The organism is Rhodanobacter denitrificans (genome assembly GCF_000230695.2).
GTDB classification, from domain to species: Bacteria; Pseudomonadota; Gammaproteobacteria; order Xanthomonadales; family Rhodanobacteraceae; genus Rhodanobacter; species Rhodanobacter denitrificans.
The window spans coordinates 1878317-1901274 of the sequence record NC_020541.1; the positions used below are offsets into that span (position 1 = coordinate 1878317).

A 22958-nucleotide genomic window follows, 5' to 3' on the forward strand; every position below is an offset into this window, starting at 1 on the left:
ATGAAAAAGCCATGCATCACCCTCGCAATTACCGCTGCGCTGTTCACCGCTCCGGCGTTTGCCAACCCTCAGCAGATGGATCCCAACATGCCGGGCATGGCCGGGATGCACGAAGCCACACCTGCCGATGTGCAGGGCGTGGGCGTGGTCAAGGCGGTCGACACCGCCAAGGGCACCATCACGCTGCAGCATGAGGCGATTGCCGCGATCGGCTGGCCGGCCATGACGATGACCTTCAAGCTGGCGTCACCGGATCTGCTCAAGGGCGTCAAGGTCGGCGACAAAGTGCGTTTCAGCTTGCATCCGGCCGGCATCGCGAGCACGGTCACGGCGATCGCGCCGGCGCAACCGTAAGCGGATCGCGTGCATCTGTCGCCATAAGCCAGCGGCCGTCACAGTGACGGCCGCCAAACGGGTTCTTAGGGCTGCGCCTGCTTCGATTCCAGATCCTTGATCAGTCCCTTCATCTCGCCGATCTCGCGCTTTTGCGACGTGATAATTTCATCGGCGAGCTTGCGCACACGCGGATCCGAAATGTGGGCGCGTTCGCTGGTGAGAATGGCGATCGAGTGATGCGGAATCATCGCTTTCATGTAGGAAACATCGCCCACGGTGGCCTGGCTGCGCACGAGATAGAGCGCCGCGGCAAACACCACCACGGCGCCGCCAACGATGGCGAGGTTCATCGTGCGGCTGCCGTACATGTGCAGCATGAAGCCAAGCATGATCACCGCCATGGTCGCGCCCATCACCAGCGCCATCCAGGCGCGGGTCTGGCTCCAGAACACGTGATCCAGCCGGTAAGTGTTGAGGTACATCACGCCGAACATGACCACCGTGGCGGTGGCAATCATGGCGAGGAAGCGCACGTAGGAATTCTTCATCGGGGATCTCCGTAGGAAACGGCAACAAGGTAGGCGATAGCCTGTCGGAAGTTCGTGACCGAGTGGAACGGCTATGCCGACGCGCCGTCTCGCGCTTCCGCGCAGCCCGCCCGCGCTCGGGCGGCGATCGAAACGACTGCACCTGACGCTCGGATACTGAATGCACAGCAGCACACACGCGAACTCGACACGCCATGCGAAAAGATGAAGGATCGGCGCGGCGGTCACGTACGTCGGAGGGTCGGAAACGGTCGAGGACAACGTCATGGAAACATCCAAACCCATGGTCATCGTGACCGGCAGCAGCGGCTACATCGGCTCGGCGGTAGTGCGTGCCTTCGCTGAGCACTTCGATCTGGTCGGGCTCGATCGCGAAACCTCGCCGCATCCTCCTATCGATGCCGAATGCGTGTGCGTCGACCTGACCTCGGATGAGAGCGTGGCGACCGCGCTCCAGCGCGTGCGGCATGCGCACGGCGCGCGCATTGCCTCGGTCATCCATCTGGCCGCCTATTTCGACCTGACCGGCAAGCCCGATCCGCGATACGAAGCGATCACGGTGCAGGGAACCGCGCGCTTGTTGCACGCGTTGCAGGCGTTCGAGGTCGAGCAGTTCGTGTTTCTCAGCACGATGCTGGTGCATGCGCCCACGCAACCGGGGCACCCAATTAATGAAGACTCGCCGCTGGATCTGCAGCCGCTGCCGTATCGCGAATCGAAGATCCGCACCGAGCAGTTGATCCGCGAACAGCACGACGGCATGCCCGTGGTGATCGTGCGCCCGGGCGGCGTGTACGACGACGGCGGCCATTCGGCGTTTCTCGCCCAGCAGATCGCGCGCATCTACGAGCGGCAGCTAGTCGGCCACGTCTATCCCGGTGCGCTCGAAACCGGACAGCCGTTCCTGCACCTGGCCGATCTGGTGGCCGCGCTGCTGGCGATCGTGTTGCGTCGCGCGGAGCTGCCCGGCCAGCTGACCCTGCTGCTGGCCGAACCCGAGGCGATCGGCACCGGCGACATGCAGCAAACCCTGGGCCGGCTGCTTCACGGCGAGGACTGGGTGACGCGCCAGATTCCCAAGCCGGTGGCCAAGGCTGGCGCCTGGTTGCAGAACGACGTGCTGGACGAGCACACCTTCGTGCGCGACTGGATGATCGATAGCGCCGACGACCATTACGAGATCGACACGGCGCGCGCCCGGCACTGGCTCGATTGGCGACCGGGCCATGCACTACGCGATGCGTTGCCGAGTATCGTCGCGAAGCTCAAAGCCGATCCTGTCGGCTGGTATCGCAGCAACAAGCTGGACGCCGCACGGGTCGCCACGCTCGCGGTGAAGCCCGCGCCGCCCGCGCCGCCGCCAACCAACGACGACATGGCGCAGCATGCCGCGATGATGCGCAAGCATGTCGAGGACATGCGCGCGATGCATTTCGACATGCTGTGGGTGCACTATGTGGCGATGATGCTGGGCGCGTGGCTGGCGTTCTCGCCCTTCGTGTTCGGCAGTTTCGAGAGCACCGGCTTCAGCGATGCGGTCATGCGCGTCACCGCCGCGCGCGGCTTGCCCGATCCGGCACTGCGCAGCGCGATGTTGGGTTACAGCGACGTGGTCAGCGGCTTGCTGGTGATGCTGTTCGGCGCGCTGTCGTTGTCGCCGCGATTTGCCTGGGCGCAATGGGCGAATGCGGTGACCGGCGCGTGGCTGCTGCTCGCGCCGCTGGTGTTCTGGGCGACCAGCGCGGCGGCTTACGCCAACGACACGCTGGTCGGCGCACTGGTGATCGCGTTCGCAATCCTGGTGCCGATGATGCCAGGCATGAGCATGGCCGGCATGATGGACAACTCCGACCTGCCGCCAGGCTGGACCTATTGTCCGTCCACCTACCTGCAGCGTCTGCCGATAGTGGCGCTGGCCGTGGTGGGCCTGCTGATTTCGCGCCATCTGGCGGCGTACCAGCTGGGCCACATTCCGACGGCAATCGAGCCGTTCTTCTCTGGCAGCCATGGTCTCAACGGCACCGAAACGATCATCACCTCGACGGTGTCCAAGGCGTGGCCGATCGCCGACGGCGGCCTGGGCGCGGTCAGCTACATGGCCGAGATCCTGATGGGCGTGATGGGCGACCGCCGGCGTTGGCGCACGATGCCGTGGATGGTGGCGATGTTCGGCATCGTGGTGGTGCCGCTAGGCGTGGTGAGCATCTACTTCATCATCATCCAGCCGATCGTCATCGGCACCTGGTGCAGCCTGTGCCTGCTGGCCGGACTGGCGATGCTGGTGATGATTCCGTACAGCCTCGACGAGCTCGTCGCGACCGGGCAGTTCCTGGTGCAGGACCATCGGCGCGGCGGCAAGTTCTGGCGCACGTTCTTCCGCGGCGGCGCACAACCCGATGGTGCCTGCGACCATCATCCCGGTTTCGATGCACCGCTGACCGCGGCCACGAGGTCAGCCATGCGCGGCGTCGGCATGCCGTGGACTTTGCTGGCCAGCGCCGCCCTGGGTCTGTGGCTGATGTTCACTCGGTTGAGCCTGGGAACACATCCGCCACTGGCCGACAGCGATCACCTGATGGGCGCGTTGATCGTCACCGTCGCGGTGATTGCGATGGCCGAAGTGGCCCGGGCGTTGCGCTTCGTCAATATCATTTTTGGCTTATGGCTGATCGCTGCGCCGTGGTGGATTGCCGGTAGCAGCATGCTCGCTTCCTGGCTGGGTGTGCTGGTCGGCCTGCTGGTGATCGGCCTCAGCTTGCCACGCGGTACGCGCAGCCACGACCACTACGGAAGCTGGGATCGCTTCGTGTGATGACCCGCGTATCCATTGCACCGCCCAAGCACGGCATGGTCGACTGGCTGCCGCTCTGTCGCAGCGTCATCTTCGTGCACATGCGGAAGCCGGCTCACCGATCGCTACTTCAATCACCACCCAACAGATGGGCGATGGATGCGACCAAGGGACCCTTACGTTGCAGCATGAAGCGATTGCCGCGACCGGCCGACCGTCCATGACCATGCAAGGTGGCGTCGCCCGAGTTGCTGAAGGACGTGAAAGTCGACGCCAAGGTGCAGTTCTCCCCGCGGCCGAGATGGCCGGCCCAGTGATGGCGAACACGCCGGTGCTGCCCGTAAGTGGATGCACGTGTGCCTGTGCGAGCAGACGCGCGACTATGCCTGCCGAAGGAAATCCAGTGTCGGACAGTGACCGTCACGAGGTGTCTGTGCGCAGTCACCGGCGAGTTGTACGAGTTCCGCCTCCAGTCGTCGCAGTTCCTCCAACTTGCGGCGCACATCGAAAAGCTTGTGCTCGATCAGTCGGCGTGTCTGCGCACAGGCCCGTTTACCTTTGAGCTGCAGCAGTCCGGCGATCTCCTCCAGCGTGAAGCCCATGGTCTTGGCGCGGCGGATGAATTGCAGGCGCGCCAGATCATGATGTTCATAGCGGCGCACGCCGCCTAGGGGCCGCTCGGGCTCATGCAACAGGCCCACACGCTGGTAGTAGCGCACAGTTTCGACGTGCACGTCAGCGGCCAAAGCCAACCGACCGATAGTGAGAGCAGAATTCATGCTTGACTCCGTAGTGGGGTACGGAAGTTAGTATGCACGCATGAGCTCGATACCTGCCAAGTCGTCCTTGCCCGCCGTGATCGTTGCGTTGCTCGCGGCGATCGGCGCGTCGGTGTGCTGCGTGGTGCCGCTGGTGCTGGTGTTGTTGGGCGTCAGCGGCGCGTGGATCGCCCATCTCACCGCACTCGATCCCTGGCGGCCGTGGTTCATCGCGGCCACCTTGCTTTGCCTGGCGCTCGCGTTCTGGACGCTGTATGGGCCCTCGTCACGCTGCCGTACGGAAGGTGTTTGCGTTGATCCGCCGGTCTTGCGCCGGCGCCGGCGCTGGTTATGGCTGGCTACGGCATTGATCATGCTTTTGTTGCTGTTTCCCTATGTCGTGGGCTGGTTTCTGTAGGAGTTGATTGATGTGCATCAAGACAGCTGGAATGGTGGCGACCCTTTGGCTCGGCCTGGCACATGCGGCGACGCCCACCACAACGGTGTTGCATGCCGCGAACATGACCTGTCCCGCCTGCAACGTAACGATCGAGAAGGCATTGAGTCGCGTACCCGGGGTGACGAGCACGAAGGTCGATCTGAAAGCCGAGACAGTCACGGTGATTTTCGATGCGGATCGCACCACGGTGCCGGTGTTGGCGCGTACGGTCACCGATGCCGGTTTCCCGGCTACGGCGAAAGCCCATGGCGGTTGAGCCCATCTTGCAGAGCACGTTGACCTGTCCGCATTGCGGCCACCAGGCCAACGAGACCATGCCGACCGATGCCTGCCAGTTCTTCTACGACTGCAAGGGGTGCGGCGAATTGCTCCGGCCCAAGGCGGGCGACTGCTGCGTGTTCTGCTCGTACGGCAGCGTGCCGTGTCCGCCGATCCAGCAGCAGAAGCCGTGCTGCGAAAGCGGTCGCTGAATTTCACTCATCAGGCTGTTCGGATTTTGCTTCGCAATTTATCCGTTGACGGCTTGCACGAAGTCTCGCCAACTTGGCAACTGCCGTCGGACTGACTGCAGCAATGATCTGTGAGGTAGCCGATGAGGTCGTTCATGGCCTCGATCACGGGGGCGTAATAGATGAAACGTCCACTTTGCTGGCTGGTCACAAGGCCGGCGTGCGACAGCTCTTTCAAATGAAACGAAAGCGTGGCGTTGGCCAGTCCCAGCTTCTCGGCAATCGCACTGGCGGCAAGACCGTCCGGCGCGTGCTCGATCAACAGCCGATAGACCGCCAACCGCGACTCCTGAGCGAGCGCGGAAAGGATCGTGAGGACTTGTTTGGTCTGCATAGTGCGAATAGCCGTCTCAGAACGCTGCGTATTGTCCGCTTTTGCAGTGTAGTGCTTGCGCTCACCACCGGATCAACCGGCTGCGCCGTTACTGGGCGCTTTACCGATGGTATCAAGCCGACTGGACAGCGCGAGCCGATCCAAGGCCGTCAAGTTTAAATTGAGCAGCAAGCTGATCCGTTGCTGCAGAAGGTTCCTGGCCAGCACGAAGGCTTTGTAAACGCTGGCCTGATCGCCTTGCGCCTTCGCTGGATCAGGGATGTCCCAGTGCGCGGTGATAGGCGCACCGGGCCACGCGGGGCAAACCTCGCCGGCCACCTGGTCACACACGGTGATCACGAAATCCATCACCGGCGCTTCCGGTGCCATGAACTCCGCCCAGCTCTTGCTGCGAAGCCCATCGATGGGAAGATCCACGGCCTTGAGCACCTCCAGCGTCTGGGGGTAGATGAAACCTTTGGGCTGGCTTCCGGCGCTGTAGCCATGAAAACGATCGCGGCCAAAGTGATGCACGGTCGCTTCGGCCAAAATGCTACGCGCCGAGTTGCCGGTGCAGACGAACAACACGTTGTAGTGACCCTGCATGACGATGCTCCGCTCAAGCCTGCTTTAATTCGTACCAACGCTTGCTGCCGTTGACGATGCGAACCACCGACAACATCACCGGCACTTCAATCAACACGCCAACCACGGTGGCCAGCGCGGCGCCGGAGTGCACGCCGAACAGACCCACCGCGGTGGCGACGGCTAGCTCGAAAAAGTTGCTGGCCCCGATCAGCGCCGAGGGCCCGGCCACGCAATGGGGCACCCCGAACCGACGGTTGAGCACGTAGGCCAGTCCGGAGTTGAAATACACCTGGATCAGGATCGGCACGGCCAGCATCGCGATTACCGCCGGCTGGGCCAGGATCTGCTGCCCCTGAAAACCGAACAGCAGCACGAGGGTGGCCAGCAGCGCGAACAAGGACGCCGGTCCCAGGCGCTGTAGCAGTTTCTGCAGCTGTGGCTCGCCGCCTCGCGAGAGCACCCAACGACGAAGCACCACGCTGATAGCCACCGGCACAACGATGTAGAGCAGCACCGACAACAGCAACGTGTTCCAGGGCACCGTGATCGAAGAGATGCCCAGCAGCAGCGCCACGATGGGCGCAAACGCCACGACCATGATCGTGTCGTTCAAGGCGACCTGGCTCAGCGTGAAGTTCGGCTCGCCGTGGCAGAGATTGCTCCACACGAACACCATCGCCGTGCACGGTGCCGCGGCCAGCAGGATCAGGCCGGCAATGTAGGAGTCGAGCTGGTCAGCAGGAAGGTAGCCGGCGAAGACGTGGCGGATGAATATCCAACCCAGCAGCGCCATCGAAAACGGCTTCACCGCCCAATTGATGAAAAGCGTGACGCCAATGCCTTTCCACTGACGGCGCACGCCACCAAGCGCGCTGAAATCAATCTTCAACAGCATCGGGATGATCATCAACCAGATGAGCACGGCCACTGGCAGATTGACTTGCGCGACCTGCATGCCCCCCAAGGCCTCAAAAGTGTCCGGCAGCCAGTGACCCAGAAGCGTGCCCACCACGATACACAGCAAGACCCAGACTGTGAGGTAGCGCTCGAAGAAGCCGATGCGGCTGCCACTGGCCGTATCCGGATCGGCGTCGACCACTTCAGCTGACAACTGGTTCATGCGTGTTCCTCATCGGCGTCGGTGATGGTGCCGATGTGATCAAGGGCCAACTTCAACTCGTCCCGGCTCATCGTTTCCACCGGCAGGTTCAGCAACGCGTTGACTCGATAAAGCACGAGCGTGTGGGCAAGCCGGAAGGCTTCGATCACGGCACCTTCACCGTGGGCTGCCGCCGGATCGGGCTGACCCCAGTGGGTTTTCACAAAATCGCCGAACAGCACCGGGCACGTCTCATTCGCTGCGTTGTCGCAGACCGTGATGACGATATCCAGCGGCGGCGCACCCTCCCCCGTGAAGCGATCCCAGGACTTGCTGCTGAGTCCTTCGGTGGGTATGCCGAGGGCCTTGAGCTCGCCGATCGCATAGGGGTTGACGCGGCCGGTCGGCTGGCTGCCCGCGCTGAAGGCTTCGAAGCGGCCTTTGCCCAAATGGTTGAGGGTCGCTTCGGACAGGATGCTGCGGGCGGAATTGCCCGTGCAGATGAATAGAACGCGGCACGGATGCATGACGGTCTCGAATTGGCTTCTATATTTCCATAATGATAGAATCATTTAGTCAAAGCAACAGGAAACATACCCATGACGATGCCGGATCTGCCCCACATTGCCGCCGATGTGCTGGATACCCCAACCCTGGCCAAACTGGCGCTGCCGGCGGACTCTAGCCATCCGCCGCGCATCCTGATCCTTTATGGATCACTGCGTCCGCAGTCGTTCAGTCGCAAGTTGGCCCTGGAAGCCGAGCGCATCTTGCGCCAGTTCGGCGCCGAGACCCGCGTGTTCGATCCACATGAGTTGCCCATTCTGGACAGCGTGCCCAACACGCATCCCAAAGTGCAGGAGTTGCGGGCGCTGTCCTTGTGGTCGGAAGGCCAGGTCTGGGTCAGCCCCGAGCGCCACGGTTCGGTGACAGCCGTCTTCAAGAATCAGATCGACTGGTTGCCACTGGAAGAGGGCAGCGTGCGACCGACCCAAGGGCGCACCCTGGCGGTCATGCAGGTCAGCGGTGGCTCGCAATCGTTCAACGTCGTCAATGCACTGCGCGTGCTGGGCCGCTGGATGCGCATGGTGGTCATACCGAATCAATCATCGGTCGCCAAGGCTTGGCAGGAGTTCGACGATGCGGGTCGGATGAAGCCATCACCGTTCTACGATCGCGTTGTGGACGTCATGGAGGAACTGTTCAAGTTCACCCTGATGGTGCGCGATCGCAGCGACTATCTGGTGGACCGCTATAGCGAGCGCAAAGGTGCGGCTGAGGCACATGCCTTGTTGGTGGCTGCCGGCGTGACCGAAGAAGCGGCGCCGGCTCCGGTCGTGGTGGAACCGGCCAAGACCAGCTGTTGTTTCAGTGGAGCCTGCTGACGATGAATACGACGACACCGATGACCGCCACGATCTATCACAACCCGGACTGCGGAACCTCGCGCAATACGTTGGCCTTGATTCGCCACGCTGGCATCGAGCCCACGGTGATCGAATATCTCAGAACGCCGCCCAGTCGTAAACAGCTAACCAAGCTTATCGACGAAGCCATGCTCAAGCCCCGTGAGGCGTTGCGTGAAAAGGGAACGCCCTTCGCCGAGCTGGGGTTGGACGAGGCCGGCATCACCGACGACGTCATCATCGACGCCATGTTGCAGCATCCGATCCTCATCAATCGCCCCTTTGTGGTGACACCACGTGGCACACGTCTGTGTCGTCCCTCCGAAGTCGTACTGAACATCCTTCCGCCAAACCTCCAACCGTTCACCAAGGAAGATGGGGAAGTTGTCGTAGGCCGCGAGCCCTTGGCGATCTTCCCGGATGCTGACCCGCGTTGATGTTTTTGCGTGAGTCGTCAAACCGTTCGGAGAGCAAATGAAATTGTCTAACACCTACGAGGCTGGGTAACATGGCTAGATGCCATGCGCCCGATCATCACTGCTGAGTCACCTGCGCCGCCATCGCGGCCTATGGGTGTTGGCTGTGGCTGTATTGCTGATCAAGCTGGTCAGCGGATCAATCTGCGTTGCCGATGGACCGCGGGCGCAATTCGTTTTGGCGACTGCTGCTGCTCCGGCCACCTTATTGGCGGATACCGCCGTCAGCACGGTATCGGCTGACGATGTGAACACCTGTCTTCTGGGTGAAGGTGCCGGTTGCCATTGTGCCTGTGCGCACTCGGTGACGTTGCCGGCCACTGCGCCGATGTCCATCGCCAGAATGGAGCCGCGCTTCGCGCCGCTCACCATCCATTCGGGATTCACGCCGGCCATGACCGGCTCGCTGCTGCGCCCTCCCATCGCCTGAGAACAATCCCGTTCTGCGATGAAACCGCCTGTGCGGTTCCTCGCTTCGTGATCGTTTTGAGGAGATAGCTTCATGTCTGTTTTACGTTCGGTGCCCTTTGGCGCCGTGTGTCTGCTGTACGCGGCAATACTCAGTGCCACCCCCGTAACCCATCCTTCCCCACCGGTAGTGGCCCCCGCGCCATCGTTGGCATCGTCCTCGCTGCAAGAGGCGATGCGCCGCATTTGGCAAGCCAGCCCCGAGGTGCAGGCGGCTCGTGCGGATCTCGACGCCGCCCGGGCCCGTGCGCGTGCCGCCGCGCAACCGCTGTACAACCCCTCGCTGTCGCTCGATGCGGAGAACGCCGATGTCAATCGGCGCACGGCCGGCATCAGTCTGCCACTGGATCTGTCCGGCAAGCGTCGCGCTCGCACCAGCCAGGGTGAGGCCGACCTGCTCGCCGCCGAGGCGAGCTACAACGTGCGGCGTCGTGACGTCGCCGCCCGCTGGTTGACGGCGTGGTCGACAGCGGTGCTCGCGGCTCGACAAAGTGAACTGGGTCGCCGTCGTCTCGCGTTGATGCAGCGCTTCGACGATTTGGCCGCCCAGCGACTCAAGGTCGGTGACATCAGCAGCCCCGAACGCGATCTGGCCGGTCTGGCACTCGGCGAGGCGCAGGTGCAACAAGCCACGCTCGCCGGTAACGAAGCGGCAGCCCGTGCGGCATTGCTGGCCATCAGTGGCGATCAACCCATGGCCCTGCCACCACTGCCCAACGGGCTGTCACCAGCGACGGACAGTGTGATGCCATTGCCCGTCGACGAGTTGCCTGAACTGCGTCAGGCCCGCGCTCAGCAAGCAAGCGCCGAGGCGGGCGTGCAGGTCGCACGTCGCGCGCGCATTCCCGATCCGACACTCAGCCTGACCGGTGGCCAGGTGCGCAGTGGGCCACGCACCGATCAGGTGATCGGCGTGAGTGTGTCCATTCCGTTGCCGGTGCTCAACACCGGACGCGCCGAAGTGGATGCCGCCCGGGCGGAAGCCGACGCAGCCGCGGCCGGCGTGCGTTCGCGCCAGTTTGTATTGCGCGCGGGATTACAGGAAGCGCAAGCCCGTTACGCCGCTCTGCGCGGTGCGACTGAAGCGTTCCGCAGCGGCCGTGCCGCGGCGTTCGAGGATCGCACCACGCTACTGGAAAAGCTCTGGCGTGCTGGTGAAATCAGCACCTCCGATTACCTCGTGCAACTCAAGCAAAGCCTGGATACCGCGTTGTCCGGCCAGGAACTGGAAAGCCAAACCTGGCAGACCTGGTTCGACTACCTCACCGCTGCGGGCCGTCTAACCGACTGGCTCGATGGCCGTACTCAGGACGGCCACAATCAGGACATGACCCGATGACTATTTCTCTTTTGAAACGCAGCCTGCTGGGATTGGCGCTGCTCGCTGCGCTGGCCGGCCCCGTCCTGGCACAGGAACCGGCGCCCGCCAATCCGCTCGCACTGGACGCCAAGGCGATCAAGGACGCCGGTATTGTCCTCGACAAGGCTGCTCCCCGTGCACTGACGGATGAACTCAAAGCCCCTGGTGAAGTGAAAGCCGACGCGTACTCCACCGTACTGGTGTCGCCGCGCGTGGAATCGCAGGTGCTCGCCCGCAAAGCCAAGCTGGGTGACGTCGTGAAGGCCGGCGATGCGCTGGTCGTGCTCTCCAGCGTCGAGGTGGCCACCACGCAAGGTGCGTTGATCGTAGCCGAACAGGACTGGCAACGGATCGCGTCGCTCGGGCCCCAGGCGGTGTCGGCCCGGCGCTACAACGAGGCGAAAGTGCAACGCGACCAGGCACGCGCCAAGTTGCGCGCCTACGGCTTGTCCGACGGTCAGATCGGTGGGTTGCTGCGCAAGGGATCGGCCGGTGCGGATGGCAGCTTCGAGCTGCTTGCGCCCGCCGCCGGTCGCGTCACCACCGATGAATTTTTGGTCGGTGAGCGGGTGGAACCCGGCCGCACCTTGTTCACCCTGGTCAAGGAAGATTCGGTCTGGGTCGTCGCGCAGATGGCACCGGCCGATGCCGAACGGGTCAAGCCCGATGCCGATGCCCGCATCCTCGTGCATGACACCGAGATACCCGGCAAGGTCGTCCAGCGCTCGCATCAGACCGATGAGCGCACCCGCACGGTGCCGGTGCGCATCGAAGTCGACAACCGCAAGGATCTGTTGCACCCGGGTGAGCTGGTCGAAGCGCGCATCGCCGCCGGTAGCGCCGTGCAGAAGCTCGCGGTGCCGGCTGAAGCAATCGTATTGCTGCAGAACCAGCCGACCGTGTTCCTCGCCAAAGGCAATGGCCCGTTCGAGCCGGCATCAGTCATGGTTGGCGATACGCGTGATGGCTGGACGGTGATCACGCAGGGCCTGAAATCCGGCGACACCTACGTGCGCAAGGGCGCGTTCGCCTTAAAGGCCCGCTTGCTGCGCTCGCAGCTGGGAGAAGAATGATGCTGGAACGTCTGGTTGAATTCTCTCTGCGCTACAAGGTGCTGGTACTGATCATCTTCGTGGTGATCGGTTTTCTCGGCTTTCAGGCCGTGCGTCAGCTACCCATCGATGCCTTCCCGGACGTGACGCCGGTACAGGTCAACGTCTACACCGAAGCCTCGGGACTCGCAGCGGAGGATGTGGAGCAATTGCTCACCACTCCGGTGGAGTCGGCACTCGCCGGCTTGCCCAAGGTGGAACAGATCCGCTCGGTGAGCCTGTTCGGCTTGTCGTATGTGTCGGTGTACTTCGACGACAGCATGGACATCTACTTCGCCCGTCAGCTGGTCAACGAGCGGCTGCAACAGGTCGGCGATCGTTTGCCGGCGGGTTATGGCAAACCGGAAATGGGACCGAACACCTCCGGTCTCGGCCAGGTGTTCTGGTACACGGTCGAACGCGCCGACGACACGCTGAGAGGCACCACAGCCGGTACGGCACCGAACGACATGGATCTGCGCACACTGCAGGACTGGACCATCCGTTTGATCCTGCGCACCGCGCCGGGCGTCGATGACGTCAGCTCATGGGGCGGGCAGGAAAAACAGTTCCAGGTGCGCATCGATCCCATGAAATTGATCGCGCACAAACTCGGCTTCAAGAACGTGATTGAGGCGCTGCAGGCGAACAACGCGCAAGTCGGCGGCAACTTCGTCGACGTGGGGCGCGAGCAGTATCTCGTGCGCGGACTGGGCTTGATCCAGAACGCCAAGGATCTGGGCAACATCGTGCTCAAGACCGAAGACGGCACGCCGGTCTACGTGCGGGACGTGGCCACCATTACCGAGGCCGGGGCACCGCGCACCGGGGCGGTGACGCGCGACGGCAAGGAAGTCGTGCTGGGCATGGCGCTGGCGCGTATTGGTGAGAACGCCAAGAGCGTGGTCGATGCGGTCAAAGCCAAGCTCGATACGGTGAAGCAATCCTTGCCGCCGGGCGTGGTCGTGAAACCGGTGTACGAGCGTACCGAACTGGTCAACGCGGCGGTGGGTACTGCCGTGCGCGCGCTGGTGGAAGGTTCGATCCTGGTGGCGCTGGTGCTGTTCCTGTTCCTGGGCGAGTTCCGCAGCGCGTTGGTGGTGGTTGTGGCGTTGCCGTTGGCGATGCTGATCGCCTTCATCTGCATGAACCAGGTGGGGCTGTCGGCCAACTTGATGTCGCTGGCGGGGCTGGCTATCGGTATCGGCATGATGGTGGATGGCGCGGTGGTGATGGTGGAGAACGCCTATCGCATCATGGCCGAACGCAAGGCGCACGGCGGTCCGGTGGATCGTACCGCTGCCGTGTTGGCAGCCGCCCGCGAGGTGGCTAACCCGATGGCGTTCGCGATCCTGATCATCATCGTGGTGTTCCTGCCGCTGTTCAGCCTGCAGGGGCTGGAAGGCAAGATGTTCAAGCCGATGGCGTTCAACATCAGCTTCGCGATGGCCGGCTCGCTGATCCTCGCGCTGACGCTGATTCCGGTGCTGGCCGCATTGGTGTTGAAGCCCAAGGAAGAGAAAGACACCTGGCTGGTCGCGTTCCTGAAACGCCATTACGCCACGGTGCTCGCCTGGGCGCTGGCGCGGCGCAAGCTGGTGCTGGGCATCGCTGCCGGTGCCTTGATCGGCAGCCTGGCGTTGTTCCCGTTCCTGGGCAAGGAGTTCATGCCCAACCTGAAAGAGGGTGCCATCATGTGGCGCATCACGTCGATTCCGTCGGCCTCGCTGGATGAATCGATCAACATCTCCAGACAGGTGTCGGCGCTGATCAAGCAGAAGTTTCCGGAGGTGGACACTACCCTGGCGATGATTGGCCGCGCTGAAAAAGGCGAGACCGCCGACGTGAACTACATGGAGGTCTACACACCGCTCAAGCCCAAGGACCAATGGCGCAAGGGCGAGACGCTGGAAAGCATCGAGGAGGCAATGCAGAAGGAGTTGTCGGCCGCCTTGCCCACCGCCGTGGTGAGCTATACCCAGCCGATCCAGATGCGCATCGAGGAACTGATCTCCGGCGTGCGGGCCACGTTGGCGTTGAAGATTTACGGCGATGATCTGGGCGAGCTCGATCGTCTCAGCGGCCGCATCAAGAATGTGCTGGCCGGCGTGCCGGGCGTGGCCGATCTCGCGCTGGAGGCGAACATCGGCAAGCCGCAGATCCGCATCAAGGTGGATCGCGATGCGCTGGCCCGTTACGGCCTCAACGCCGACGACGTGCTGACCGTGGTGAAGAACGGCATCGGCGGCGAACCCGTGACGACGCTGCTCGATGGCGTGAAGCGCTTCGACATCGCGGTACGGCTGGACGATGCCGACAAGGCGTCCCTGCCGGCGATCCAGCGCATACCGATCCGCACCGCCAGCGGTGCGCTGGTGCAGCTGTCGCAGGTGGCCGAGGTCAGTGATGCGGAAGGCTATTCGTTCATCCGTCGCGAGCAGTTGCAACGCTATGCGGTGATCCAGATGGACGTGCGCGGTCGTGACATCGACGGCTTCGTCAAGGATGCCAACGCGGCCATCGCGCAACAGGTGAGGCTGCCGACTGGCTATTACAGCGAGTGGGGCGGCGCGTTCGAGAACCAGCAGCGGGCGTTGAAGCGGTTGTCGCTGATCGTGCCGGCGACGATCTTCTTCATCTTCGTCTTGCTCTACACCGCGTTCAACTCGGTAAAGCACGCCACGCTGATCCTGGCCAACGTGCCGTTCGCCACTATTGGCGGCATCGTCGGGTTGGCGATCACCGGGCAATACCTGTCGGTGCCCTCGGCGATCGGCTTCATCGCGGTGTTCGGCGTGGCGATGTTGAACGGCATCGTGCTGGTGAGTTTTTTGAACGAGCAACGTGAGAAAGGCTTGCCCGTGCGGGAGGCGGTGATCCGCGGCACCGCGCTGCGCATGCGGCCGGTGATGATGACCGCCAGCGTGGCGATCCTGGGCCTGGTGCCGATGCTGCTCTCCAGCGGCGTCGGTGCGGAAACCCAGCGTCCGCTCGCTACCGTGGTGGTCGGCGGCCTGATCACCTCGACGTTGCTGACGCTGGTACTGCTGCCGGTGCTCTACGACTGGATCGAAGAACGCGCCGCAAGGCGCCTGGCCAAGGAAAACACCCCATGAAAGAAGTGAAGGCATTCATCCACCGCGGTCGCGTGGTCGACGTCATCCACGCCTTGGAGGACGGTGGATTTCGTTACCTGTCCGTCAGCGACGTCAAAGGTCTGCTCACCGCGCTCAGCGCCCAGGAACAGATCTATTCAATGGAGCTGGGCGAACGGGTTACCCGGCAGATCAAGCTCGAAGTGTTCTGCGAGGACGATCAGGCTGATCGCGCGGTACAACTGATTCGCCTGCACGGACGCACCGGTCAGAGCGTGGCCGGTTGGGTCTATCAGAGCACGGTGGATCGGGCATGGCCCATCGACGGTGCCGTGGACTGAAGGCGATGGGCGGGTTACGCCCGCCCATCCTTCCGGGTGTCATTACATAACGCTGCAGCGGTCGCGTAAGGTGACCGCCGCACGGGAGACTTCGATGAGCACGTCAGAGCCACACAAACACGATCACGATCATCACCACGACCACAGCCACGGCGTGGCACCGGATGCGAACAAGAAATACCTGACCATCGCGCTGCTGTTGCTGCTCGGTTTCATGGCGGTCGAGGTGGTGGTCGGCATGCTGGCCAAGTCGCTGGCCTTGATTTCCGACGCCGGCCACATGCTTACCGACGTCGGCTCGATCGGGCTCGCCCTGGTGGCGATGCGCCTGGCCAAACGACCGGCCAGCGGTAGCTACACGTTCGGGCTCAAGCGCGTGGAAATCCTGAGTGCGCAGGCGAACGGGCTGACGTTGTTGTTGCTGTCGGTGTGGTTCATCGTCGAGGCGATTCGTCGCCTGATCGATCCGCCGGTGGTGGAAGGCTTGCTGGTCACGGTAATTGCGGTGATCGGCATCGGTGTCAACCTGCTCGCCGTGTGGGCGATGAGCAAGGCCAACCGACAGAGCCTCAACGTGGAAGGCAGCTTTCAGCACATCCTCACCGATCTGTATGCCTTTATTGCTACCGCGATTGCCGGTGGCATCATTTGGTGGACCGGCTGGAATCGCGTGGATTCGATCGCCGCGCTGGTCGTGGCCGGATTGATGCTGAAAGCCGGCATCGGGCTGGTGCGCGAATCGGGACGTATCTTTCTGGAGGCAGCACCGCGCGGCCTCGATCCAGTCACGATTGCCGAGGCGATCCGTGCTTTGCCCGCCGTGACCCGACTGGACGACCTGCACGTATGGGAAGTGACCTCGGGCATGCCGGCACTGTCGGGGCACATCTATGTGAACCACGACATCGACTGCCACGACGTGCGCCGGGCGGTCGAAGCGATGCTGCACGATCGTTTCAAGATCACGCACACGACATTGCAAACCGATCATGGAGCCACCGACGAATCGGCCAGCGCCGCAGGTTGCAGCTTTGCCTCAACTGGCGGGGCGCACTAAGGGCGTCGCTGTGCTGGCGATGAACGGCACCTCACGTCGGTGACGATGAGGACACGATGGCAGGCGTCGTCGCAGGGCGGCGAAGCCACCCCCAGCCAATCCACATAGCCAGAGCCCCCATCGCCAGAGCGCCGAGCATGTCGCCGGGATAATGCACTCCCAAGTAGATGCGTGCCCATGCCATGGGCAGGCCGAGCAGCGCAATCGCGAGGCTCCAGGCTCGGGTACGTCGATCCAGCAACAGCATGCCGGCGATGACCCACTGCGCGGTCAGATGATCACTGGGAAAACTGCCGGTCGCCGCATGAGATACCCACGCCTGACCGGCACCGGCCACGAAGGGGCGTGCGCGATCCCAAATCAAGCCAATGATCAGATTCGCGAGCAATGTCGCTGCGGCGGCAACCGATGCTTTCAGGGCGGTAGAGCGCATCGACCACCGAGGAACCATCAGCATCGTCCCAAGAAAAGCGGCGGTCAGGATCAATGGCCCATCGGCCAAGCCGCGCGCCACCTGCAGCATCGCGGACGATGGCGGTGTAGACGGATGGATGGCGTGGAACAGTCGCAGGTCAACGGCGTACGCCAAGGTGCCGAACCCCGAGATCGGCGATGTCATGGTTTGCCGATCGGTGCAAGGGCAGCGGCCCGTGCTTCCTTCGCTTCGCGCAGGATGCCGAACGCCTCCTTCAGCACATAGCAGGCGATGGCCGCACCGATGACCAGATCGGGGACCGCACTGTGTAGAAGCAGCACCAGCACACCGGAGACGATCACCGCCAGGTTGGCGATGACGTCGACTCGCGTGAACAGCCACGTGGCGCGCAGATGCACTTCGCCGTGACGGAACCGCTCCAACAACCGTAGCACGGTGGCATTCACGATCAAGGCGATGAAGGCAATACCCATCATCCAGCCACCCTCGGGATGACTGCCCGCGACGAGTCGCCACACTACGCCGGCGAGGACACCCGCGCCCAGGATCAGCAGCAACGTGCCACTCAGAGTGGCGGCCGATGCCTTGAAGCTTGCGGTGCGCTGCCAAGCGACGAGCGCGATGCCGTACGCACTCGCGTCGGCGAGCATGTCCAGCGAATCGGCGACCAGCCCCATCGATTGCGCGATCAGACCGGCGATCACACCGACCACAAACATCGTGGCGTTGAGAACCAGCGCGAAGCGCAGGATGCGTCGCTCCGCTTCGTTGCTGCCTTCAGCATGGCAACCACATTCACTCATGTCCTATCGCCTTCATTTTGCATCGGGAACCACTTCCTGGGCTCCCTGGGGTGACGGCAAGGGCTGGCGGCCACGACGGATGTTGAACACGAACCCGACAGCCAGTAGCACCAGAATTGCCAACTGGGCCAGCAAGGATTGCCAGGTCGGATAGATGCCCAGCAGTTCGATATGCGGCACCGGGGCGACGCTCACCGCCACCCAGCCGGCCTCCTGCAGGGCGGCGACGCCCTTGCCGGTCAGTACGACAGCAAGCACAGCGATCAGCACGGAACTGGCGGAGAAGAACGTACCGATCGGCAGCCGATGACTGGTGCGCAACAGCACCCAGGCGATCAACCCCAGCGCCGCCGCACCGGCGGCGATACCGCCGAGCAGCCACACTTCCTGGCCGTCATTCCAAAGGGCGGCATAGAACAGGATGCTCTCGAACACCTCGCGATACACCGAGATGAAGGCCAGCCCGAACAAGAACCAGGCGGAACGTCGGTTGAGCGCGGCAGCCATCTTTTCCTTCAGATACGCCTGCCAGCGACCGCCGATACTTTTCTGGTGCATCCACAGACCGACCCCAAGGAGCACGAACGCCGCAAACAGCGACGACAGCCCCTCGGTCAACTCACGGCCAGCGCCACTGATGGAAATGGCATAGCTGGCAATGGCCCAGGTAACGCCGCCGGCGACCAACGCAAGGCTCCAGCCGGCATGCACGTAGCGCCGTGCTTCGGGTCGCGCAGCCTTGCGCAGGAAGGCGAGTAACGCGACCACGACCAGCAGGGCTTCCAGACCCTCTCGTACCAAGATGGTGAAAGCCCCCAGGAAAGTGGCGGCGGCATCGCCAGCAGCATCGCTAGTGACTTCTTGCGCACGCAGCAGCAGGCCATCGACCTCATCGGACTGTTTCGCCACCGATGCCACCGAGGTGCTGCTCGTCAGTGCGGTGCGATAGGCACCCATCGCCGTTTCAAGCTGAGCGCGCAGCGCGCCGTCCCGTGCGTTGAGTTGCGGTTCGACCGGCTCCACGCCATCGAGGTAGGCGGACAGTGCCAGTTGGGTGGCTTGCGTCTTCGCTCCGGCACGATAAGCCGTCAGGCTCGCCGCCAGTCGCGCGCGCGCCAACGGGATGCCCGCCAACGCCTGCTGATGAATGACGTCGGGGTGTGCCCGCAAATAGCCCACGATCGCCCGGGCACGCTCCGCACCGAGGGTAGGTGTCAGCTGCGCGACGCGCACACGCGACAATTCCTTCAAGTCGGCGATCTGTGCACGGGCGGCGGTGTCGTGTTGCCAGGTATCAGCGCCAGTGGCGGATTCCTGGGTGTAAGCCAGCGAACCCACGTAGTAAGCCAGTGCCCAGCGGTCGTCGGACGACAGCTGCTGCGCGTAGCTCGCCATCGGCGTGCCTTCCACACCTTGGCTGATCACCTCGTACAACGACAACGCGCTGCGCTGATCCGCCCGCGTCTGGTCGGTGAAGTTCACCGGGTGGGGCGACAGTTGCAGGCCGGCCGGACCATCGCCATGGCCGGTCGCTCCATGACAGGCGGCGCACCGGTTCTGATAGAGCGTCGCCCCACGCGCCAGATCGGGGGCGTGTTCTGGAGCGGTCGGCACCGGATACGCTTGCAGCAACGCATCGGCCAGCGCGTGCGCTTGCGTCGCCACTTGGGCTGGCGCCGCCTTGGCATCGACCGAGGCCACCAATGTATCGGCCTGCTTCATGAGTGCGGGCGTGGTCGCGGTCGGTGGCAACGCGTCGATGCGCGATCGAGTCGTCGCCGTGAATTCCCGCATCTCGGCGTACTCGGACGCGCTGATCACCGCGCCATCCTTCACCGCACCAGCGTAGTCGGTCGCCAGGTAATCCAGCATCTGCCACGTTTGTGGAACGGTCGTAGTGGCATCCTGAGCCATCACCGTAAAGGTCGTCACACCGCACAGGAGTAGCGCCGCTATGGACAGTTTGCGCAAGGCACTGCGAATAAGAGTCGTTATCATTAATGCATGGTACTCGCCCTTCGATCGTTCGTCAGCAGTTGCTCGCCAGACAATGTTCTCGTTACCAAACGTGCCCCTCGCGTCGCAACGAACTCAACCCTGACGGTTAATTCGTTGCTTTCCGGCTCGTCCCCGCCAAATCTTCCAGAATTGGACAATCCGGATGATTATCGCCATGGCAGCGCCGGGCCAGATCCGTGAGCGTGGCGCGCATGGATTCCATTTCGCGGATCTTCTGTTCCAGTGCCCTGGCGTGTTGCAGCGCCAATTGCTTCACCTCGCTGCTCGCCCGTTGTCGATCGTCCCACAGACTTAGCAGTTGCTCGATTTCCTTGATCGAGAACCCCAAGGTTCGCGCACGTTTGATGAAGCGCAGGCGATGCAGATCGCTCTCGGCGTACAGGCGATAGCCGGCGAACGTGCGACCTGCGGTCGGCATGAGTCCGATCGACTCGTAGTGACGAATCATCTTGGCGGTGACCGCGCTGGCGAGCGCGGCTTCGCCAATGGTGTGCAGTCCCAGAGCACGTGCATCGGCGGCTTCGGGGCGTAGCGCAGGACGTGGCATCGGTGTCTCCAGTCATTCCTCGTGGGTATGGGGACGCCAGCGGCGCAGCAACAAGGTGTTGCCCACCACACTGACGCTGGACAGCGCCATCGCGGCCCCAGCGATCATCGGATTGAGCATGCCCAGGGCAGCCAAAGGTATGCCGATTGCGTTGTAGATGAAGGCCCAGAATAGATTCTGACGGATCTTGCGCGTGGTACGCCTCGAAATCTCGATTGCATCAGCAATCAGGCGCGGGTCGCTGCGCATCAGGGTCACCCCGGCGGTTTCCATCGCCACATCGGTGCCGGACCCCATCGCAAAGCCGACGGCGGCTGCGGCAAGCGCCGGCGCATCGTTGATGCCATCACCGACCATCGCGACATGGTCGCCGGCATCGGTAAGCGCTGTGACAGCCTGCGCCTTCTGTTCGGGCAGCGTATCGGCAATCACAGTGTCGATACCCAGTTCGGTGGCGATGGCCTCGGCGGCGGCGCGGCGGTCACCGGAGATCATGACCGTGCGCAAGCCGAGTGCATGCAGCTGGTCGACGGCCTCGCGCGCTGTCGTGCGCGGCGCATCGCGAAAGGTGAGAACGCCGCGCACCACGGTGCCTGTCGCACTGCGCTCGGCCAGCCACGCGGTAGTTTGCGCGCTGGCGTCTAGCCCAAGGCCGATGCGTTCCATCACGCTGCGATCCACACCCAACTCGTCCATCCAGCGTTCGCTACCCAGAACGAGTTCGCGCCCTGCCACGTCACCACGCACACCACGACCGACCACGGCCGCCACCTTCGTCGCTGGCACGATGCGGCGCTGACCGTCCGTCGCTGCCTGCAGCACGGCCTTTGACAGCGGATGCTCGCTGCCGGCCTGCAGACTGGCGGCATCGTCCAACAGCGCGTTGTCGTCGCCACGGATCGCGAGGCGTTGCACCAACGTCGGGCGACCTTCGGTCAGAGTGCCGGTCTTGTCGAAGGCGACCACGGTGACCGACCGCGCGACCTCAAGCACCTCGGCGTCCTTGATCAGGATGCCTGCGCGAGCAGCCACCCCGGTACCGGTCATGATCGCGGTGGGCGTGGCCAGACCCAAGGCACAGGGACAGGCGATGACCAGCACGGCCACCGCATTGAGGATCGCGCGACTCCAATCGCCGGTACTCACACCCCATGCGAGCAGGGTGATGAGTGCCAAGACGATGACGACAGGTACGAAGACTGCGCTCACACGATCCACGATGCGCTGGATCGGCGCCTTCTTGGCCTGGGCGTCCTCCACGGCACGAATGATCCGCGCCAGTCGGCTCTGGGCGCCGACTGCCTCCGTAGCCAGCACGAGCCGGCCTTCACCGTTGATCGCACCACCAATGACGGCATCGCCCGTGTGTTTGGCCACCGGCATGCTTTCCCCGGTAATGAGTGACTCGTCGACTTGTGAGATGCCTTCGAGCACAAGACCGTCGACCGGAATGCGTTCACCGGGAAGCACGACGACCACATCGTCCACGCGAATCATCTCCAACGGTACCCAGATTTCCTGATCGCCTTCGCGCCGACGCGCCTGCTCGGGGCGCAAGGACTGCAGGGCGCGAATCGCTTCGGTGGTCTGTCGCTTGGCTCGCGCCTCCAGCCATTTGCCCAGCAGGATCAGGGTAATCAGTACGGCGGAGGCCTCGAAATACAGCGGCGCGTGATTGACGCCGATACCATCGCGTAGCAAATGAAAGACGCTAAGACCGTAGGCAGCCGACGTGCCCATGGCCACCAGCAGGTCCATGTTGCCAGTGCGTGCCCGCACTGCCTTGTACGCCGCCCGGTAAAACCGGGCACCCAACCAAAATTGCACGGGCGTGGCCAACAGCCACTCCAGCCAGCCGGGCAGCATCAGGTGAATACCTAATGGCATGGCCAGCATCGGTGCCATCAATGGCAGCGATAGCATCGTGGCCCAGATCAGGTGACGACGCTCTTTGGCGGCACCGGCGGACTTCGTCGGAGTCGGTACGGAAGATGACTCCGCATCCGCGATGTTGGCCTGGTAACCGGCGTCCACGATCGCCTTGATCAACAAGGCGGCATCGGTCCCCGCGTTGATCATGACGGCAGCCCGTTCGGTGGCCAGGTTGACGCTGCTCGCGATGACCCCCGGCACTGCACGCAGGGCGCGTTCGACGCGTCCCACACAGGACGCGCAGGTCATGCCTTCAATCCGCAGCGCCACCGAGTCGATGGCAGCCTCGTAACCGGCGGCTGCCACGGCAGCGTGGAGGGCCGGCAACGCCTGCGGCGTGGATGTCCGCACCGTCGCCTGCTCGGTGGAGAGGTTCACCGTCGCATCGATCGTCCCGGCCACCGCCTTCAGGGCCCGCTCGACGCGCCCGACGCAAGAGGCGCACGTCATTCCGACAATACCGAAGCGGACAATGGATGGCGTGTCTGGAGAGGAAAGTGGTGTGGCGTGAGTGTTCATGAGGAG

24 protein-coding genes are annotated in these 22958 nt (G+C 63.2%); 12 read left to right on the top strand and 12 right to left on the bottom strand.

What is annotated here, in order from left to right:
• On the top strand, nucleotides 1-354 hold the full coding sequence (locus tag R2APBS1_RS08420; RefSeq protein ID WP_015447605.1) for a copper-binding protein: 354 nt from the start codon (nucleotides 1-3) through the stop codon (nucleotides 352-354).
• A 65-nt stretch (nucleotides 355-419) separates the two neighbouring features.
• Here R2APBS1_RS08420 and R2APBS1_RS08425 read toward each other — a convergent pair whose 3' ends face one another.
• Nucleotides 420-869 (bottom strand): DUF305 domain-containing protein, encoded by a 450-nt coding sequence (locus R2APBS1_RS08425; protein WP_235645841.1) that lies wholly within the window; start codon nucleotides 867-869, stop codon nucleotides 420-422.
• 280 nt (nucleotides 870-1149) lie between these two features.
• On the opposite strand from R2APBS1_RS08425, the gene R2APBS1_RS08430 reads away from it, so the two are divergent.
• Nucleotides 1150-3696 (top strand): NAD-dependent epimerase/dehydratase family protein, encoded by a 2547-nt coding sequence (locus R2APBS1_RS08430; RefSeq protein WP_015447607.1) that lies wholly within the window; start codon nucleotides 1150-1152, stop codon nucleotides 3694-3696.
• 359 nt (nucleotides 3697-4055) lie between these two features.
• Here R2APBS1_RS08430 and R2APBS1_RS19590 read toward each other — a convergent pair whose 3' ends face one another.
• Nucleotides 4056-4454 carry a MerR family DNA-binding protein gene (locus R2APBS1_RS19590; RefSeq protein ID WP_015447608.1) on the bottom strand — a complete coding sequence of 133 codons (399 nt, stop codon included), beginning with the start codon at nucleotides 4452-4454 and terminating at the stop codon, nucleotides 4056-4058.
• 76 nt (nucleotides 4455-4530) lie between these two features.
• Between R2APBS1_RS19590 and R2APBS1_RS08440 the strand changes: the two genes are divergently transcribed.
• Genes R2APBS1_RS08440 through R2APBS1_RS08450 form a run of 3 tightly spaced genes read left to right on the top strand, consistent with a single transcriptional unit; the run spans nucleotide 4531 to nucleotide 5363 of the window.
• Nucleotides 4531-4851, top strand: a complete 321-nt coding sequence (locus R2APBS1_RS08440) for a mercuric transporter MerT family protein (protein WP_235645411.1) — start codon at nucleotides 4531-4533, stop codon at nucleotides 4849-4851.
• 10 nt (nucleotides 4852-4861) lie between these two features.
• The gene (locus R2APBS1_RS08445; protein WP_015447610.1) at nucleotides 4862-5149 is read left to right on the top strand and encodes a heavy-metal-associated domain-containing protein; all 288 of its coding nucleotides are present in this window, start codon (nucleotides 4862-4864) and stop codon (nucleotides 5147-5149) included.
• Nucleotides 5139-5363, top strand: a complete 225-nt coding sequence (locus R2APBS1_RS08450; RefSeq protein ID WP_015447611.1) for a GDCCVxC domain-containing (seleno)protein — start codon at nucleotides 5139-5141, stop codon at nucleotides 5361-5363. Before R2APBS1_RS08445 ends, R2APBS1_RS08450 begins: the two co-directional genes overlap by 11 nt.
• Nucleotides 5364-5373: 10 nt before the next feature.
• Here the strand turns inward: R2APBS1_RS08450 and R2APBS1_RS08455 are convergent, their stop codons facing one another.
• From R2APBS1_RS08455 to R2APBS1_RS08470, 4 genes are all read right to left on the bottom strand, one after another.
• Entirely contained in the window at nucleotides 5374-5736 is a 363-nt protein-coding gene (locus R2APBS1_RS08455; protein ID WP_015447612.1) for an ArsR/SmtB family transcription factor, read from the bottom strand.
• 72 nt (nucleotides 5737-5808) lie between these two features.
• Nucleotides 5809-6321 (bottom strand): arsenate reductase ArsC, encoded by a 513-nt coding sequence (locus R2APBS1_RS08460; protein ID WP_015447613.1) that lies wholly within the window; start codon nucleotides 6319-6321, stop codon nucleotides 5809-5811.
• A 13-nt stretch (nucleotides 6322-6334) separates the two neighbouring features.
• Complete coding sequence (arsB, locus tag R2APBS1_RS08465) at nucleotides 6335-7423, bottom strand: ACR3 family arsenite efflux transporter (RefSeq protein ID WP_015447614.1); 1089 nt, start codon at nucleotides 7421-7423, stop codon at nucleotides 6335-6337.
• Nucleotides 7420-7929: an arsenate reductase ArsC gene (locus tag R2APBS1_RS08470; RefSeq protein ID WP_015447615.1), complete on the bottom strand. Its 510-nt coding sequence runs from the start codon at nucleotides 7927-7929 to the stop codon at nucleotides 7420-7422. The genes arsB and R2APBS1_RS08470 overlap by 4 nt, the downstream gene beginning before the upstream one ends.
• Nucleotides 7930-8001: 72 nt before the next feature.
• Between R2APBS1_RS08470 and arsH the strand changes: the two genes are divergently transcribed.
• Complete coding sequence (arsH, locus tag R2APBS1_RS08475; protein WP_015447616.1) at nucleotides 8002-8787, top strand: arsenical resistance protein ArsH; 786 nt, start codon at nucleotides 8002-8004, stop codon at nucleotides 8785-8787.
• A 20-nt stretch (nucleotides 8788-8807) separates the two neighbouring features.
• Entirely contained in the window at nucleotides 8808-9245 is a 438-nt protein-coding gene (arsC, locus tag R2APBS1_RS08480; protein WP_051061200.1) for an arsenate reductase (glutaredoxin), read from the top strand.
• Nucleotides 9246-9353: 108 nt separating this feature from the next.
• Here arsC and R2APBS1_RS20060 read toward each other — a convergent pair whose 3' ends face one another.
• Complete coding sequence (locus R2APBS1_RS20060) at nucleotides 9354-9854, bottom strand: hypothetical protein (RefSeq protein WP_157769708.1); 501 nt, start codon at nucleotides 9852-9854, stop codon at nucleotides 9354-9356.
• Nucleotides 9855-9927: 73 nt separating this feature from the next.
• Here R2APBS1_RS20060 and R2APBS1_RS08490 point away from each other — a divergent pair, with 73 nt between their 5' ends.
• From R2APBS1_RS08490 to R2APBS1_RS08510, 5 genes are read left to right on the top strand one after another with little or no spacing between them, the layout of a single operon-like run.
• Nucleotides 9928-11091, top strand: a complete 1164-nt coding sequence (locus tag R2APBS1_RS08490; protein ID WP_041676707.1) for a TolC family protein — start codon at nucleotides 9928-9930, stop codon at nucleotides 11089-11091.
• Nucleotides 11088-12185, top strand: a complete 1098-nt coding sequence (locus tag R2APBS1_RS08495; protein ID WP_015447619.1) for an efflux RND transporter periplasmic adaptor subunit — start codon at nucleotides 11088-11090, stop codon at nucleotides 12183-12185. The genes R2APBS1_RS08490 and R2APBS1_RS08495 overlap by 4 nt, the downstream gene beginning before the upstream one ends.
• Entirely contained in the window at nucleotides 12185-15319 is a 3135-nt protein-coding gene (locus tag R2APBS1_RS08500; RefSeq protein WP_015447620.1) for an efflux RND transporter permease subunit, read from the top strand. Before R2APBS1_RS08495 ends, R2APBS1_RS08500 begins: the two co-directional genes overlap by 1 nt.
• Nucleotides 15316-15639: a P-II family nitrogen regulator gene (locus tag R2APBS1_RS08505; RefSeq protein ID WP_015447621.1), complete on the top strand. Its 324-nt coding sequence runs from the start codon at nucleotides 15316-15318 to the stop codon at nucleotides 15637-15639. Before R2APBS1_RS08500 ends, R2APBS1_RS08505 begins: the two co-directional genes overlap by 4 nt.
• Nucleotides 15626-16696: a cation diffusion facilitator family transporter gene (locus R2APBS1_RS08510; RefSeq protein WP_244868514.1), complete on the top strand. Its 1071-nt coding sequence runs from the start codon at nucleotides 15626-15628 to the stop codon at nucleotides 16694-16696. The genes R2APBS1_RS08505 and R2APBS1_RS08510 overlap by 14 nt, the downstream gene beginning before the upstream one ends.
• Nucleotides 16697-16727: 31 nt before the next feature.
• Here R2APBS1_RS08510 and R2APBS1_RS08515 read toward each other — a convergent pair whose 3' ends face one another.
• From R2APBS1_RS08515 to R2APBS1_RS08535, 5 genes are all read right to left on the bottom strand, one after another.
• Nucleotides 16728-17315, bottom strand: a complete 588-nt coding sequence (locus tag R2APBS1_RS08515) for a phosphatase PAP2 family protein (protein ID WP_015447623.1) — start codon at nucleotides 17313-17315, stop codon at nucleotides 16728-16730.
• A complete protein-coding gene (locus R2APBS1_RS08520; RefSeq protein WP_015447624.1) occupies nucleotides 17312-17935 on the bottom strand; it encodes a cation efflux transmembrane domain-containing protein in 624 nt (207 codons plus the stop codon). Before R2APBS1_RS08520 ends, R2APBS1_RS08515 begins: the two co-directional genes overlap by 4 nt.
• Before the next feature lie 12 nt (nucleotides 17936-17947).
• Nucleotides 17948-19906, bottom strand: coding sequence for an FTR1 family protein (locus R2APBS1_RS08525; RefSeq protein ID WP_236127009.1), 1959 nt, complete (start codon nucleotides 19904-19906; stop codon nucleotides 17948-17950).
• A 133-nt stretch (nucleotides 19907-20039) separates the two neighbouring features.
• Nucleotides 20040-20501, bottom strand: coding sequence for a Cu(I)-responsive transcriptional regulator (gene cueR / locus R2APBS1_RS08530; RefSeq protein ID WP_015447626.1), 462 nt, complete (start codon nucleotides 20499-20501; stop codon nucleotides 20040-20042).
• A gap of 12 nt (nucleotides 20502-20513) precedes the next feature.
• Nucleotides 20514-22952 (bottom strand): heavy metal translocating P-type ATPase, encoded by a 2439-nt coding sequence (locus tag R2APBS1_RS08535; protein ID WP_015447627.1) that lies wholly within the window; start codon nucleotides 22950-22952, stop codon nucleotides 20514-20516.
• Nucleotides 22953-22958: the final 6 nt, after the last annotated feature.